Genomic DNA, 14,877 nt, shown 5'->3' with positions numbered 1-14,877 from the left:
GTCGATGACCCACCAGCAGATACTGTCCTTCGTGGTGATCGCGCTCATGATGGGGGCATTTATCTGGGGCAGGTTTCGTTACGATATCGTGGCGCTTTGTGCGCTTCTGCTGGCAATCGGCGTTGGTGTTGTTCCGTTCGATCATGCTTTCACCGGTTTCAGCGACGACATTGTCATCATTGTCGGCAGCGCCCTTGTGGTCAGTGCAGGTGTTGCGCGCTCCGGTCTGATGCAGGCAGCGGTGCAACGTTTTTTACCGGAAATGAACAGCGTGCGTTTGCAACTTGCGGTTCTGGTGGCCTTGGTGACAGTCCTTTCGGCCTTCGTCAAGAATGTCGGCGCTCTGGCAATCATGTTGCCGGTCGCATTCCAGTTTGCACGCCGCTCCAACGTCTCGCCGTCCATATTCCTGATGCCTATGGCGTTCGGTGCCTTGCTCGGCGGATTGATGACCCAGGTCGGCACCTCGCCCAACATCGTCGTATCGCGCATTCGCGGTGAAATGGTCGGTGAGCCTTTTACCATGTTCGATTTTACACCGGTCGGGGCCATTCTTGCCGTTGTCGGGCTTATCTATCTGGTGCTGTTTTATTGGCTGGTACCGCAACGCGAGCGCGAGAACCTTTCGCTCGACGAAGCCATCAAGATCAAGAATTATGCTTCCGAGGCGCGGATTACAAAAAATTCCACGATGATCGGCAAGCAGGTGAGCGACCTTATCCGTCCCGCCGAAGGCGAAGCCATGGTTACGTCGATCATCCGTAAGGACGGGCGGATTACACCCTTGCCTGATACGCTGCTCGCAGAAGGTGACGTTGTGATGCTGGAGGGCGACCCCAAGGCGCTCGACACCGTGGTGAGTTCTGGCAAACTGACGCTTTCGGAAAATCGCAACCCGAACGACAAAAGCGGTTCAACCGATATTGAAGTCGTAGAAGCCGTTATTGGAAAAAACTCTCGCCTCGTGGACCTGACCGCACAGCGTCTTGATCTCTATGCCCGCCACGACGTCAATCTCCTGGCTGTCAGCCGACCGGATGAACGCATCACAGATCGTCTCAGCGAAGTCCGTCTGCGTTTTGGCGATGTGGTCGTGTTACAGGGCCGACAAGCGACTCTCTCTGCATTCCTGCCGGAATTCGAGCTTTTGCCGCTGGCGCGGCGCAAACTGATGCTGGGCAGTGTGCGCCGCGGTCTGATACCGCTCGCCATTCTCATTGCGGCAATCGGCGCAACGGCGCTTTCACTGGTTCCCGTGGCAGTCGCCTTCTTTGCCGCAGCCGTTGCCATGCTGTTATTCAAGGTCATCCCGCTCAACGAAGTCTATGATGAGATCGACGGACCGATCCTGATCATGCTTGCGGCATTGATTCCCGTATCGGATGCGCTTCGCACAACCGGCGGCACGGACCTGATCGCCGAAGCGCTTGGCGCCCTCGGGCAGCAATTGCCACCCGCAGGCGCGCTTGCGCTCATTCTGGTGGCCGCGATGATTGTGACGCCGTTTCTCAACAACGCAGCCACCGTTCTTGTCATGGCGCCCATAGCAACCAGTTTTGCCGCCGGGCTAGGCTTTCGACCGGAGGCGTTTTTGATGGCTGTTGCAATTGGTGCTGGCTGCGATTTCCTCACCCCCATTGGACACCAGTGCAATATGCTCGTGATGGGGCCGGGTGGCTATCGTTTCAGCGATTATCCGCGCCTGGGGCTGCCCTTATCGGTCATTATCGCCCTGGTTACTGTGCCAAGCCTGATGTTTTTCTGGCCGCTCAGATAGGCGCTATCAACGTTTTTGCGACCGTATCCAGTCGAGGCTGTCAGCAACGATTTTCTCAACCGGATCAGCTACATCGCTGCGGAAGACAAAAGGCTCGCCAACCGGACTTTCCAATGTCGCAATCTGGCTTTCCAGCATTGAAACAGGCATGAAATGCCCGGAGCGATGGCCCATGTGGTCGTGCAGGACTTCAAAACTGCCATCGAGAAAAATGAAGAGAACCGGCGCATCGGCAGCCGCACGCAGGCGGTCGCGATAGCTCTTCTTCAGCGCCGAACAGGACACTACGATGCCGTCAGGTGCGGTGGCAAGACGTGCGCCGACTTCATCGAGCCATGACCAACGGTCGGCATCTTCCAATGGAATGCCAGCCGACATTTTCTCGACATTGGCTTTGGGATGCAGGCTATCACCTTCCAGAAAAGGCAGATGCAGCGCAGCCGCGATCTTTTCGCCGACGGTGGATTTCCCCGAGCCGGAAACGCCCATAACGATCATTCGCAGCATCAATATCCTCTTAGATTATTCAAGAACGGATGCCGGACACGAATGCCCGGCATCACTTTTGCATGACATGCCTTATTCGGGAAAGAAGGCAAAGCGGATGACGAATAGCGCCGCCACAAGCCAGGTCGCCGGATGAACATCACGAAATTTTCCGGTAAATGTCTTCATAATCACATAGCTAATGAAGCCGAAAGCGAGACCGTTGGCAATGGAATAAGTGAAGGGGATCGCCAGCGCCGTCAATGCAGCAGGAGTCGCCTCAGTCACTTCACTCCATTCGATTTCCGTGAGTTCGCGCATCATCAGGCACGCGACATAGAGGAGCGCAGGTGCCGTTGCATAGGCAGGAACCGAACCAGCAAGCGGCGAGATGAAGAGTGCTGCCACGAACAAAACCGCGACAACCAGTGCCGTCAGGCCGGTACGCCCGCCAGCCTGTACACCGGCTGCACTTTCGACATAGGCGGTGGTCGACGATGTGCCGAGTAGCGAACCACCGAGGATGGCTGTGCTGTCGGCAAAAAGCGCGCGCCCGAGACGGTTCGGCTTTTCAGGCGCTATGAGACCGGCGCGTTTGGCGACACCGATCAACGTGCCAGTGGCGTCAAAGACCTCGACCAGCACGAAGACAAGGATCACATGCAGGATGCCAGTATGCAGCGCGCCCATAATGTCGAGCTGCAAAAAGGTCGGAGCGAGACTTGGTGGCGCCGAGAAGACACCATTGAACTGACTGATGCCAAGCGCGATAGACACGACCGTGACAGCCAGAATGCCGATCAGGATCGCACCGCGAACTTTGAGCGCATCAAGCACGGCGATGAGGAAGAAACCAAAAATAGCAAGCAGTGCTCCCGGCTTGGTCAGATCACCAAGCGCGACCAGCGTTGCCTCATTGCCAACCACGATGCCCGCACTCTTTAGACCGATCAGCGCCAGAAACATACCGATGCCGGCGGCAATGGCGCTTCTAAGAGAATGAGGAATACCATCCACCAGCCAGCGGCGAGCGCCCGTCACAGTCAGGATCAGGAAGATGACGCCCGAAATGAAGACGGCACCCAAAGCCTGCTGCCAGGTGAAGCCCATGGCACCAGCGACCGTGAAGGCGAAAAAGGCGTTAAGCCCCATGCCCGGTGCCATGCCGATCGGCCAGTTGGCGACGAAAGCCATGATGATGGAGCCCAGCGCCGCAGCGAGACAGGTCGCCACGAAAACAGCGTTTCTATCCATTCCCGTCGTCGACAGGATGTCCGGATTGACGAAGATAATGTAGGACATGGTCAGGAAGGTCGTCACACCGGCGATTACTTCCGTTCTGACTGTTGTCCCATGTTCCTTCAGTTTGAACAACTTCTCAAGCATCTTGCCTCCAAGGCAATACCGCCTGTCACCGGATTTCTGCTTCACAGGCAAAATCCGTCTTGCAACGTCCTCGCCACGCATGAACCAGAAGCAGTCCCCAGGGATTGCCAGAATGATATGATTCCCCACGGTTTTCGCAGGTTTCTTTCCATACACCTCATGACAGAAAAAACACAATTGCGCCATGAGAATGCCTGCTTATTAACACATTCTGAAAGGGAATGACTGGTGAGGCTGGATGAAAAAGCGATTTAAACGCTTCGCGCCTGAAGGTAAGATCAAAATAATTATAAAAAAACAAAAGCGTCGGTGGAAAACCGACGCTTTTACTTCACTTCCGTTGCAGTCAATGGGCGATCTATTTTGAGACGCGCCATCTGCATTCAGCGACCGAAAACTGCGCTCTGAATCTGCGACCGCGACACGCCGATATCGGCAAGAAGATGGTCGTCCATTGCACCGAGTTCACGCACTGCGCGGCGACGGGATACATATTGATTGAATTTCTGACGAATGTTCATTTGCTCTCTCCTCGTTGGGATGACTAACAAATAAGCTTTTGGCTAAATTTTCACCAGAGATATGATTGCAAATGAGGCATGCGTTTTCGAGGGGGCTGCAAACTTAAAAAAAGCGCAATTTCGGGGTCTTATCACCCTCTTTTCGTAAAAATGTCTTTTGCCAATGCTTTGGTAATCCACTATTGGACAGGCAGCAGGCGCAAGCTGACGCCAGCGCGCTTACGTTTCTCTTCTCTCACTTTTGTGGTCGCGGCAGCTGTCATGTTTTACGGTATTTTCCTCGCCTTCGTCTCCTATGCCGCTTTTGCGATCAGCGACGCGTGCGTCAAGTTCCTCGACGGCACTCTGTCACCCTATGAAATCGGCTTTTACGGCGCTGTTATGGGACTTCTAGTCGTTCCCTTCACCAAGAAGAAGGGAGACGAATGGCTTGACATGTTCCGCACTACAAACCGCAAGATGTGGCTCCTGCGCACAGCGACGGCAGCAATGGGTGTGATAGGCAGTGTTACCGCCTTCACGCATCTTTCCATGGCCGAAGCTTTTGCGTTGATCTTTCTGCTGCCAGCCTTCGTGACTATCTTGTCCATGTTTTTTCTTAAGGAGCAGGTCGGATGGCGGCGCTGGCTTGCCGTCGCAATCGGCTTTGCAGGCGTCATGGTGGTGTTGCGTCCTGGCTTCCGCGAATTATCGATTGGGCATCTCGGCGCGCTTGCCGGGGGCATGAGCGGAGCTATCAGCATCATCATCTTTCGCCTGATGGGTGAAAATGAAAAACGTATCTCGCTTTATACCAGCGGGCTTGTCGGACCGATTTTCATCTGCGGCACGCTGATGCTACCGTCATATGAAGCGCCTGACACGATGCAATGGGTTTATCTGGCCGGCTACGGTCTTCTTGCCGCGATTGCCAATATACTGCTGATGCTGGCAGCACAGCGTGCTCCTGCCAGCGCCATCGCCTCTCCTCAATATAGCCAGATGATATGGGCCGTGCTGTTTGGCTATTTCATCTTTCACGACCACATCGACCTGCCGATGATGATCGGCATTGTTCTCATTATCATTTCAGGGCTTTTCACCTTTATCCGTGAACGACAGCGCGGCATCGACCATCCACCCGTCGTCGCCACTTCAGAACCAGCACCTGTACTTGTCGAGGAAAACGCAACCCGCTGACCCACATCGTCGGACCTCATGAGAAACCGCTCGAGGCTTGCCATGAAAAATAAATATGATATTTATACTCATATTAAAATTCGAGTCTGGCGAGCGCTTGCCTTTTCCGGCCGACAAACACCTATGATTATCCCGCCAACTGGGGGCAATACCGGCATTGAGCTTTTGGCATACCATGACCTGGCACGCAGAAGGCATCCATGTGGTTGCCCCAGTCAAATGGCGTGTGCTCGACGGGCTTGTGAGCGTTGTCTGGGAAGCCGAAAGCCATTCAGGCGCATTTGGATATTTCGTATCCGATGATCCGCGGATCATGATTTTTTTCAACGACGTATCGAACAATATCCGGATTTCAAACAGTGACGGCGTAATGCCGCAGCGCTATCGCCCAATGATGCGGGCAATCTATATGCCGGCTGGCGTGCCGATGTGGACGAAAACCACGGCTGGACATCGTTTTTCACACCTCAATCTTCATTTTCACAAGGACCGGCTGCTGAAATTCCTCACCCCGTCTCTCGGCACGTCTGCGGCAATGGCAGCGTTGCGCAGCCCGGTTGAAATACAGGACATTGGTGCTGTCGAAACCCTTGCCCGCCTTTTGGCGGACGAAACTTCGAACCCATCCAAACATGCACTTTTCGCCGAAAGTCTTATCGGTAGCATTCTGGCGGGCCTGCTGGATATTTCCGACGATGAAAGCAAACAGGGGTACGGTAGGCTGACACAGGCGCAGATCAACAAGATCACCGCCCGTTTCAACAATTGTGGAAACAGCCGCCTGAGCGTTTCAGAGATGGCGGCGACGGTCGGCCTCTCGGAAAGCTGGTTTTCGAATGTTTTCAAGCAGACGACCGGAAAAACACCGGTACAATGGCAGCAGGCAAAACGCATCGAACTGGTGCAGGATCTGCTTGCCAGCAGCAATATAAGTGTCGCCGAAGTTGCGGCCCAGCTGGGTTTCACCGATCAGGCGCATCTGACCAAAACGTTCCGCCAGATCATCGGCGAGACACCCGCTGCCTGGCGACGCTCACAGAATTTCCGCTGAAAACCCCGTCCAAAACATTGAACGGGGTCTTTTTTCTTGACCCAATATGACTTTACAGCTGTTGCCTTACCAAGTCTGGCGAAGCGTTGCCGTAATCTCACGGCCCGGGTTGTAGAATAATGCACCTGCCCCGCCATTGGCGACATGCTTCTCGTTGAACAGATTGCTCACATTCACCTGAAGTGCGGTGTTTTCCTTGATGTTGTAGGTGTAGGCTGCATCGAAAACGACGCTAGATTCACCTTTGCCGGTCTTCGGCTGCGGATTGTTGTTATTACCGAGATAATAGGAACTGACATAGCGCGCACCCAGGCCAAAAGTCATATCACCACGAGCGCCGCTTCCCTCCCAGGTATAGGTGCCCCAGATCGATGCCATGTGCTTGGGCACCATCGACAGGCGGTTGCCGTCATAGATACCGCCGGGCTCCTCAATCTTGGAGTCAATGTAGCTATAGGCGGCGATGACGTTGATATCTTTTGTCACTTCCGCTTTCGCTTCGAGGTCGACACCGCGATGGCGAACCTTTTCGACGCTGGCAGGCAGATAGGTAACACTGTCATAGACCGTAAAGTTTTCCATCGTTAGATCGTAGATGGAAGCGGTAAAGAGTGCGGGGAACGCATTGGGCTGATACTTGATACCGATTTCGTATTGCTTGCCTGTTGTGGGATCGACACCAACGCCAGCCGGAGCAACGGTTTCGGCATAGCTCACATAAGGCGCTATCTCGTCGGTAACCTTGTAGGTGACACCGAAGCGCTTGGTGAACTCGCTGTGGTCACCGGTTTCGGTGACATCCGTCAGCCTGTTTTTCGCTGTGAGATCAAGCCAGTCGTTACGCAGGCCGATAGAGACGATAACCTTGTCATAGAAGGTCGTATCCTGCTGAAGATAGAGGCCGGTCGTTTTCTGCTTGTTCTGCGTGCTGGTGTAAGGAGCCGTTGAAGCAGGCCCGCCTGAATAAAACGGGTTTTCCCAGTCTATGCTGGGCGCCGGTCCCCATGACGTGGCGCTCTTTTCCTTGAAATTATTATAATCGATCCCGACCAGCGTGCGGCTTTCGATATTGTCGAAGCTCGCTTCATAAAGGAAATGCGAGTCGATGATGAATTGTTCTGTCGTGTTTTCGTTGCCGAAGAAAGAACGCGTGGCAAGGGTCGGGCCGGACGGATCGATACCATCGATATAGGCATAACCGAATGTGCTGTTCGTCTTGCTGTAGCGCGCATTGGTGCTGAAGCTTAAGCCATTGCCGAAGTCATGATCGAACATGGCAGTGAGCGAATTTCGCTTCGTGCCACGATAATTGAAATCAGGCTCGCCGAAGAAGCGACTTCGGCTGAAATCAGTACCGATAGGCTGGCCGCCACTGCCGGGCGTACCGTTACGATAGAGATGATCATAGACGAGACTGAGGCTTGTGGCGGCATCGGGACGCCAGGTCAGGCCGCCCATGAAGAACTTTTCGTCATTACGCGAATAATCATATTCGGCATCGGAAGCCTGGAGTTTACCAGTAAGACGGTAGGAAAGCTCATCATCCTTGGTGATGTTATCGCCGAAATCTAACCCGACTTCCTTATGCTTAAAGGAGCCGCCGGTGATATAGGCTTCACCGAAACGTTCACTTTTCGGCCGCTTTGTAACATAATTTACCGCACCGCCCGGCTGGGAGGTGCCGAAGCCCGCGGAGTTCGATCCTTTGAGCACTTCGATGCGCTCATAGGCGAAGGGATCTTCGCGAACACCACCGAAAGGCCGACCGATCACCAGTCCGTCGCGATAGGTAAATGCATCGAAGCCGCGGATCTTGAAATAGTCGTAACGATCGTCGGAACCGTAGTAATCCGTATTGATGCCAGCCGTATATTGAAGCACCTGCTCCACGGTCTGGGCGTTGCGCTCCTTAATTTCCTTGGCAGTGATCACTGAAACAGAAGCGGGGGTGTCGATAATTTCCGCAGGCATTTTACCAGCAACCGTCGTCTTCGTCGCAACGATCGACCGGGAATCATCGTCACCTCCATTTCCGTCCACCGTAATGGTTTGAAGCACGGTTTCGGCACCAGTACCCGTTTCTTGTGCCAAGGCGATCCCCGGAAGCAGCGCCAGCGCCGTACATCCCAGAAGCATCGCATGGCGATAACGTAGGCGCGTCGCTCTCGTTTGATCAAAGGTGTTTTCAATATGCATGGTGATGTTCCGGAAGCTGAATAAATGCGATTGCCCAAATTTCGCGACAGAGCCTGCCTCGAAATAGCCATGATCGCTTTAACTTGATAGCAGTTATCCAGTATTGTAAGAATCTGCTTTTTTGTAAAAAGTCACGGATATTTCGTTCGGTGCCCATCAAGGTTCTCGCATCGCACTTGACGGCGTTTCTTTAACCTGAGACTGAGAGCCAACTTTTATCAGCAGGGAGAGTTACCCCATGCTCCGGTTCTTGCGTTTGTTATCAACGCCCGCCCTTTTATTCGTTGCCGTGATCGTTTCCATGATCGTGGCCGGTCAAGCGTCGGCGGGCGAAAAAACATCCTATCCAGTTGTCATAAAACACGCGTTCGGCACCACAACCATCCAGCAAAAGCCGAAGCGTATCGCTACGGTGGCTTGGGCCAACCATGAAGTGCCCCTGGCCCTCGGTATCGTTCCGGTGGGTTTTGCGGCTGCCAATTTCGGCGATGATGATGGCGACGGATTGTTGCCATGGGTTGCCGAAAAGCTGAAAGAGCTGGGCGCGGAAAAGCCGATTCTGTTCGATGAAGGCGACGGGATTGATTTTGAAGCTGTCGCCGAAACAAAGCCGGATGTGATCCTTGCCTCTTATTCAGGCTTGAGCCAATCAGACTATGATACGCTAAGCCAGATTGCCCCCGTGGTCGCCTATCCGCAGTCGGCATGGTCGACTGACTGGCGCGACATGATCCGCCTCAACAGCGCTGGTATGGGAATGGCCGCTGAAGGTGACGCGCTCATCCAGAAAATCGAGGCGGAAATCGCCGCCACTATTGCCGGTTACCCTCATCTCAAGGGCAAGTCGGCAATGTTCGTAACCCATCTCGATCCGACCAACCTCAGCATGGTCAATTTTTACACCACCAACGATACGCGGGTGAAATTCTTCAATGATCTTGGTCTGGAATCGCCAAAAAGCGTTGTCGAAGCGTCGAAACCCGGCCAGTTTTCCGGTTCGATCAGCGCTGAATATGTCGATGCCTTTGACGATGTGGATATTGTTGTAACCTATGGCGGGCCGGAATTGCTTGCGGCCCTTAAAGCCAACCCGTTGCTTACCAAAATGCCGGTTGTTGCCAATAACGCCATTGTCATGCTTGGCCGCAATCCTCTTGGCACGGCATCGAACCCGACCCCACTTTCAATCTCATGGGTATTGAAAGACTACGTAGCGCTTCTTGCCGATGCAGCTGAAAAATCGGCAAAACCTTCCGACGGCGCTGCCGATCATTCAAAATGACCGTTTCCACCCGTTCCGCCAAGCCCATACAGCGTATCGGTCGCCGTTCGCAGACTATATGGTTGGCCGTAGTGGTGTGCTGCCTTCTCCTTTTATGCTTCCTTTCGGTTTCACTGGGCACGCGCAATGTAAGCTGGACGGATATTCTCGCGGCCCTTGACGGCTACGTCGATTCCATCGGTCAGGCGGCAGTCGCAATGCGTATCCCGCGCACGCTCCTTGCAGTCGTTGCTGGTAGCGCACTTGGGCTTGCGGGTGCCGTCATGCAGGGCGTCACACGCAATCCACTTGCCGACCCTGGCATTCTCGGCGTTAATATGGGTGCTTCGCTGGCGGTGGTACTTGGTGTCGCATGGTTTGGCATAGCCTCCTCTCAGGCCTATATCTGGACGGCGATCCTCGGCGCGGGTCTGGCAGCCGTCTTCGTCTACACCATCGGTTCGCTTGGCCGTGGTGGCGCGACGCCGCTCAAGCTGGCGCTTGCCGGTGCCGCCACCTCCGTCGCCTTCTCTTCCATGGTCATTGCTGTGGTTCTGCCGCGCAACGACATTGCCGGCGGCATTCGCTCGTGGCAGATCGGCGGCGTCGGCGGGGCCACTTTCGAGCGCATCCATTATGTGATGCCATTCCTTGCCGCAGGTTTTCTCATCAGCCTGTTTTCAGCACGAAAACTCAATTCTCTCGCACTCGGCGACGAACTGGCTGCAGGTCTTGGCGAGCATGTGGCGACGGCGCGCGCTATCGCCTCTTTCGGCGCAATCCTGCTTTGCGGTGCAACCACCGCCATTTGCGGTCCAATCGGCTTTGTGGGGTTGATTGTTCCGCATCTCTGCCGCCTGCTCATTGGCGTCGACCATCGCTGGCTTCTGCCCTTCTCGGCGCTGACGGGCGCCTGCCTGCTGGTCAGTGCTGATATTGTCGGGCGCATCATCGCGCGGCCCGCCGAACTCGATGTCGGTATCGTCACCGCCTTTGTCGGCGCACCGTTCTTCATCTGGATCGTCCGGCGCCAAAGGGTGCGCGACCTATGACCGTCGCTTCATCCCCGATAGTGATCACCGCTGAGACCATTACGCAGACAAGAAAGCTTCGCGCCCGCAAGCGCTTTCTGGTGATCGCGTTTCTTGTAATTCTCCTTGTGCTGTTCTTTGCGCTGACGTTGATGCTCGGCCAATCCTTCACGCCAGCGCACGATGTGCTGCGCGTGCTCTTAGGCGAAGCGGTGCCGGGCGCAAGCTTCACCGTCGGGCAATTGCGACTGCCGCGCGCCCTCCTCTCGGTTCTCGCCGGACTATGCTTCGGGCTTGGCGGCGTCGCCTTTCAGACCATGTTGCGCAATCCGCTGGCCAGCCCCGACATTATCGGCATCAGTTCGGGTGCCAGTGCCGCCGCAGTGTTTGCCATCGTCGTCTTATCGATGAGTGGCCCGATGGTTTCCATCGTGGCGGTCATTGCCGGTCTTGGCGTGGCCCTTGTGGTTTACGGACTTTCGTTTCGCAATGGCGTCGCAGGCACGCGACTGATCCTTGTCGGCATTGGCGTTTCAGCAATGCTCGAAAGCTTCATCGCGTATATTCTTTCCAACGCACCGGCATGGAACCTGCAGGAAGCCATGCGTTGGCTCACCGGCAGCGTCAACGGCGCGCGGCTTGATCAGGCATGGCCGTTGCTTTTGGCACTTGTCGTCTTCGGCGGATTGCTTTTGAGCCGCACACGCGATCTGGAGGCGCTGCGGCTTGGCGACGATACGGCGGCAGCGCTTGGCACGGATGTTGCGCGCACGCGTATCCTGGTGATCATTGCCGCCGTCGGCATGATCGCCTTTGCCACCGCCGTTTCCGGCCCCATTGCCTTCGTGGCCTTTCTTTCGGGGCCGATCGCGGCACGGGTTGTCCGCAACAATGGATCATTGCTGATCCCCTCGGCACTTATAGGTGCGGCGCTGGTACTTGTCGGCGACTATTGCGGCCAGTTCCTGCTTCCCAGCCGCTATCCGGTCGGTGTCGTTACCGGTGCGCTTGGCGCTCCCTATCTGATTTTCCTCATCGTGCGGGTTAACCGCAGCGGAGGCTCCCTATGACCACGCATTCCCTAACCGTAAAAGCGCTTTCGTCGGGCTATGATGATACGTTGATCCTCGACGGCCTCGACCTTAACGTGCCGACCGGGAAAATCACGGTCATCGTCGGTGCCAATGCCTGCGGAAAATCCACGCTTTTGCGCACCATGTCTCGGCTTTTGACGCCACGCCAAGGTCATGTGCTGCTCGACGGAAAATCGATCCATAAGATGCCATCGCGCAAACTCGCCCAGACATTGGGACTGCTGCCGCAATCGCCCGTGGCACCCGAAGGCATAGCCGTTGCCGATCTTGTGAGCCGGGGGCGCAACCCGCACCAGAAAATCTTTGCGCGCTGGACGCGCGAGGACGATGAGGCAGTCGCAGCTGCCCTGACCGTCACGCAGACTGCGGAACTCGCCGAGCGGCCGATGGATGAGCTTTCAGGCGGGCAGCGCCAGCGCGTGTGGATCGCCATGGCACTCGCCCAGCAGACCGATATATTGCTGCTTGATGAGCCCACCACATTTCTCGACATCAGCCATCAGGTGGAAATCCTCGACCTTCTGACCGATCTCAACCGGTCACGCGGAACCACCATCGTCGTGGTGCTTCACGATCTTAATCTCGCTGCGCGTTATGCGGATTTTCTGGTCGCCATGTCCGACGGCAAGCTGCAAATATCCGGCGCACCGGATGAGGTTTTGACCGAACACAATGTGGCAAAAGTGTTCGGCCTTAAAAGCAGGGTTATCATTGATCCCACCTCCGGCCGACCGATCATGCTTCCAATTGGCCGCCACCGGATGAAAGAGAGTTTTGACAATTAAAATGATTCCAGACTTGCCGGGAGCGTCAAGACGGCTTAAACTTGAGTTAAGTATTCAAAATAACTGTCGAGAACGATGAGCTTGGAATCCGTAAGGGCATTTTTCGCCGACAAGGCACCAGAGATCGAGGTCATCGAGCTGCCGACGAGCACCGCTACCGTCGCGTTGGCTGCTGAGGCACACGGCGTTGCGCCGGGACAGATCGCAAAGACGCTCTCGCTTGCTGCAAAAGAACAAACCATCCTTGTCGTTACGCGCGGAGATGCGCGCATCGACAACCGCAAGTTCAAGGACCTTTTCGGAACCAAGCCGCGTATGCTCGATGCAGAAGCGGTCCTCGCAAAGACCAGTCACCCGGTAGGCGGCGTCTGCCCCTTCGGATTGCCGGAAGCGCTGCCGGTCTATTGCGACATATCGCTAAAACACTTTGCCGAAGTGGTTCCGGCAGCAGGCGCCATCAACAGCGCTGTGCGCATCGCGCCCGACAGGATGGCGACACTGGTTGACGCGCAATGGATCGATGTCTGTCAATAAAGGCTGGGGCACGGGAGGGCCCTTCTCATGGAAACCAAGATAACGAAAAAACTACCGGTTTGTCACTTTAAAGCTGAGAAAAGACTTCATATATATTAAGAATGATTCTAAACTGGCATGCAGAAGAAGCGCTTGCCGCAACCTTGATTCTATCTGGCGCGAAATCGCCGCGATACAATCATGTGTAAATAGAGATCGAAAGTTTTTCCGTCCTGACAGCCGATGTGGAAATGGTCAGGGTCGTGCTGAAAGGAATAGCCATGCGTCTTACCCGTCAGACGAATTATGCCGTTCGCATGCTCATGTATTGTGCCGCCAATGACGGCAAGTTGAGCCGCATCCCCGAGATTGCCCGCGCTTACAGCGTTTCGGAGCTTTTTCTGTTCAAGATTTTGCAGCCGCTTGTGGAACACGGGTTGGTTGAAACGGTGCGCGGTCGCAATGGCGGCGTTCGCCTTGGTCGTCCAGCCGACGAGATTACGCTCTTCGACGTGGTACGCGTTACGGAAGAAAGCTTCTCCATGGCCGAATGCTTTGACAATGACGCAACCGAATGTCCGCTCGTCGATAGCTGTGCGCTGAATTCGGCGCTACGTGAAGCGCTCAACGCCTTCTTCGGCGTGCTGATGAAGTATCATATTTCGGATCTGGTCAAGGCGCGCCCACATGTGCGATCCCTGCTTGGCCTTGACGAAATGGAAGAGCAGCGCGTCGCAAGCTGACAAATCTGCGATGACAACTTTGTAGCCCGGCCTTGACCGGGCTATTTTATTATTCGGCCGCTGCACGATAGGCTGATTGCGGTAGAACGAACGGAACGCCTTGATGCGGCGGAACGCCGACCCGCAAACTGCATTCATAGACGCGCTCCAGACGCTCGTCGGTGAGTGCTTCCTGCGGCGTCGCAATCACATCAAGACGGCCGCGATGCATCACTGCAATACGATCAGCAAACATCGCCGTCAGATTGAGATCATGCAGGATGGCAATCACCCCGCCGCCTGCGGTCGCAAAATCGCGGGCGATTTCCATCACCACGATCTGATGGCGGATATCGAGGCTCGAAACCGGCTCATCCAGAAACAGATAGCGCGGCACACCATCGACAACCGGTTTCCAGACCTGACACAGCACGCGGGCAAGTTGCACACGCTGTTGTTCGCCCCCCGACAGTTCCTGATAGAGCCTGCCGCCAAAACCACCAAGATCGACTTTCTGCAAAGCGAGATCCGGCAACGCCTGTTCTTGCTCCCGTGAAACACCGCTATAGCCACCGGTGAGGCCAAGGCCGACAATCTCGCGCACGGTGAAAGGAAAGGACAGCGCACTTGCCTGCGGTAGCACCGCACGGCGCGCAGCCATTTCCCATGGCTTTATCGCGCTAAAAGGACGCTCTTCCAGAAGAGCTTCGCCGGAAAAGGGAATATCGCCGGAAAGCGCGCGCAAAAGTGTGGTCTTACCCGAGCCATTGGGACCAACGATCGCCGTCACCTCGCCTGCGCGTGCGGCAAAATCAATATTCTCGACAATTGTCTTGCCGGAAAGTTCGACACTCAAGGCTCTTGTTTCAATCATT

14 protein-coding genes are annotated in these 14,877 nt (G+C 55.2%); 9 read left to right on the top strand and 5 right to left on the bottom strand.

The features are described 5' to 3' along the window. Positions 1-4 precede the first annotated feature (4 nt). Complete coding sequence (locus AAIB41_RS14280; RefSeq protein ID WP_343315945.1) at positions 5-1,777, top strand: SLC13 family permease; 1,773 nt, start codon at positions 5-7, stop codon at positions 1,775-1,777. Positions 1,778-1,783: 6 nt separating this feature from the next. On the opposite strand, the gene AAIB41_RS14275 is transcribed toward AAIB41_RS14280, so the two are convergent. From AAIB41_RS14275 to AAIB41_RS14265, 3 genes are all read right to left on the bottom strand, one after another. After that, positions 1,784-2,284 carry a gluconokinase gene (locus tag AAIB41_RS14275; protein WP_343315944.1) on the bottom strand — a complete coding sequence of 167 codons (501 nt, stop codon included), beginning with the start codon at positions 2,282-2,284 and terminating at the stop codon, positions 1,784-1,786. Between the two features lie 72 nt (positions 2,285-2,356). Further along, on the bottom strand, positions 2,357-3,649 hold the full coding sequence (locus AAIB41_RS14270; protein ID WP_343315943.1) for an NCS2 family permease: 1,293 nt from the start codon (positions 3,647-3,649) through the stop codon (positions 2,357-2,359). Positions 3,650-4,032: 383 nt separating this feature from the next. Then, entirely contained in the window at positions 4,033-4,170 is a 138-nt protein-coding gene (locus AAIB41_RS14265) for a DUF1127 domain-containing protein (RefSeq protein ID WP_343315942.1), read from the bottom strand. A gap of 261 nt (positions 4,171-4,431) precedes the next feature. Between AAIB41_RS14265 and AAIB41_RS14260 the strand changes: the two genes are divergently transcribed. Continuing rightward, entirely contained in the window at positions 4,432-5,349 is a 918-nt protein-coding gene (locus AAIB41_RS14260; RefSeq protein WP_343315941.1) for a DMT family transporter, read from the top strand. A 157-nt stretch (positions 5,350-5,506) separates the two neighbouring features. Then, positions 5,507-6,400: an AraC family transcriptional regulator gene (locus tag AAIB41_RS14255; protein WP_343315940.1), complete on the top strand. Its 894-nt coding sequence runs from the start codon at positions 5,507-5,509 to the stop codon at positions 6,398-6,400. Between the two features lie 66 nt (positions 6,401-6,466). Here the strand turns inward: AAIB41_RS14255 and AAIB41_RS14250 are convergent, their stop codons facing one another. Then, positions 6,467-8,596, bottom strand: a complete 2,130-nt coding sequence (locus AAIB41_RS14250) for a TonB-dependent siderophore receptor (RefSeq protein ID WP_343315939.1) — start codon at positions 8,594-8,596, stop codon at positions 6,467-6,469. Between the two features lie 238 nt (positions 8,597-8,834). Between AAIB41_RS14250 and AAIB41_RS14245 the strand changes: the two genes are divergently transcribed. The 6 genes from AAIB41_RS14245 to rirA all read left to right on the top strand — a co-directional run bounded on the left by AAIB41_RS14245 (position 8,835) and on the right by rirA (position 14,023). Continuing rightward, entirely contained in the window at positions 8,835-9,878 is a 1,044-nt protein-coding gene (locus AAIB41_RS14245; protein ID WP_343315938.1) for an iron-siderophore ABC transporter substrate-binding protein, read from the top strand. After that, positions 9,875-10,909 (top strand): iron ABC transporter permease, encoded by a 1,035-nt coding sequence (locus AAIB41_RS14240; RefSeq protein WP_343315937.1) that lies wholly within the window; start codon positions 9,875-9,877, stop codon positions 10,907-10,909. The genes AAIB41_RS14245 and AAIB41_RS14240 overlap by 4 nt, the downstream gene beginning before the upstream one ends. After that, positions 10,906-11,958 (top strand): iron ABC transporter permease, encoded by a 1,053-nt coding sequence (locus AAIB41_RS14235; RefSeq protein ID WP_343315936.1) that lies wholly within the window; start codon positions 10,906-10,908, stop codon positions 11,956-11,958. Before AAIB41_RS14240 ends, AAIB41_RS14235 begins: the two co-directional genes overlap by 4 nt. Further along, positions 11,955-12,767 (top strand): ABC transporter ATP-binding protein, encoded by an 813-nt coding sequence (locus AAIB41_RS14230; protein ID WP_343315935.1) that lies wholly within the window; start codon positions 11,955-11,957, stop codon positions 12,765-12,767. The genes AAIB41_RS14235 and AAIB41_RS14230 overlap by 4 nt, the downstream gene beginning before the upstream one ends. A gap of 75 nt (positions 12,768-12,842) precedes the next feature. Then, complete coding sequence (locus AAIB41_RS14225; protein ID WP_343315934.1) at positions 12,843-13,301, top strand: YbaK/EbsC family protein; 459 nt, start codon at positions 12,843-12,845, stop codon at positions 13,299-13,301. A 260-nt stretch (positions 13,302-13,561) separates the two neighbouring features. Then, the gene (gene rirA / locus AAIB41_RS14220) at positions 13,562-14,023 is read left to right on the top strand and encodes an iron-responsive transcriptional regulator RirA (protein WP_343315933.1); all 462 of its coding nucleotides are present in this window, start codon (positions 13,562-13,564) and stop codon (positions 14,021-14,023) included. Between the two features lie 49 nt (positions 14,024-14,072). Here the strand turns inward: rirA and AAIB41_RS14215 are convergent, their stop codons facing one another. Beyond that, positions 14,073-14,876, bottom strand: a complete 804-nt coding sequence (locus AAIB41_RS14215) for a heme ABC transporter ATP-binding protein (RefSeq protein ID WP_343315932.1) — start codon at positions 14,874-14,876, stop codon at positions 14,073-14,075. Position 14,877: the final 1 nt, after the last annotated feature.

The organism is Brucella sp. BE17 (assembly GCF_039545455.1).
In the GTDB taxonomy this organism is placed as follows: domain Bacteria; phylum Pseudomonadota; class Alphaproteobacteria; order Rhizobiales; family Rhizobiaceae; genus Brucella.
The sequence above is the reverse complement of the archived record's forward strand: the minus strand, read 5'-3'. Positions and strand labels throughout refer to the sequence as shown.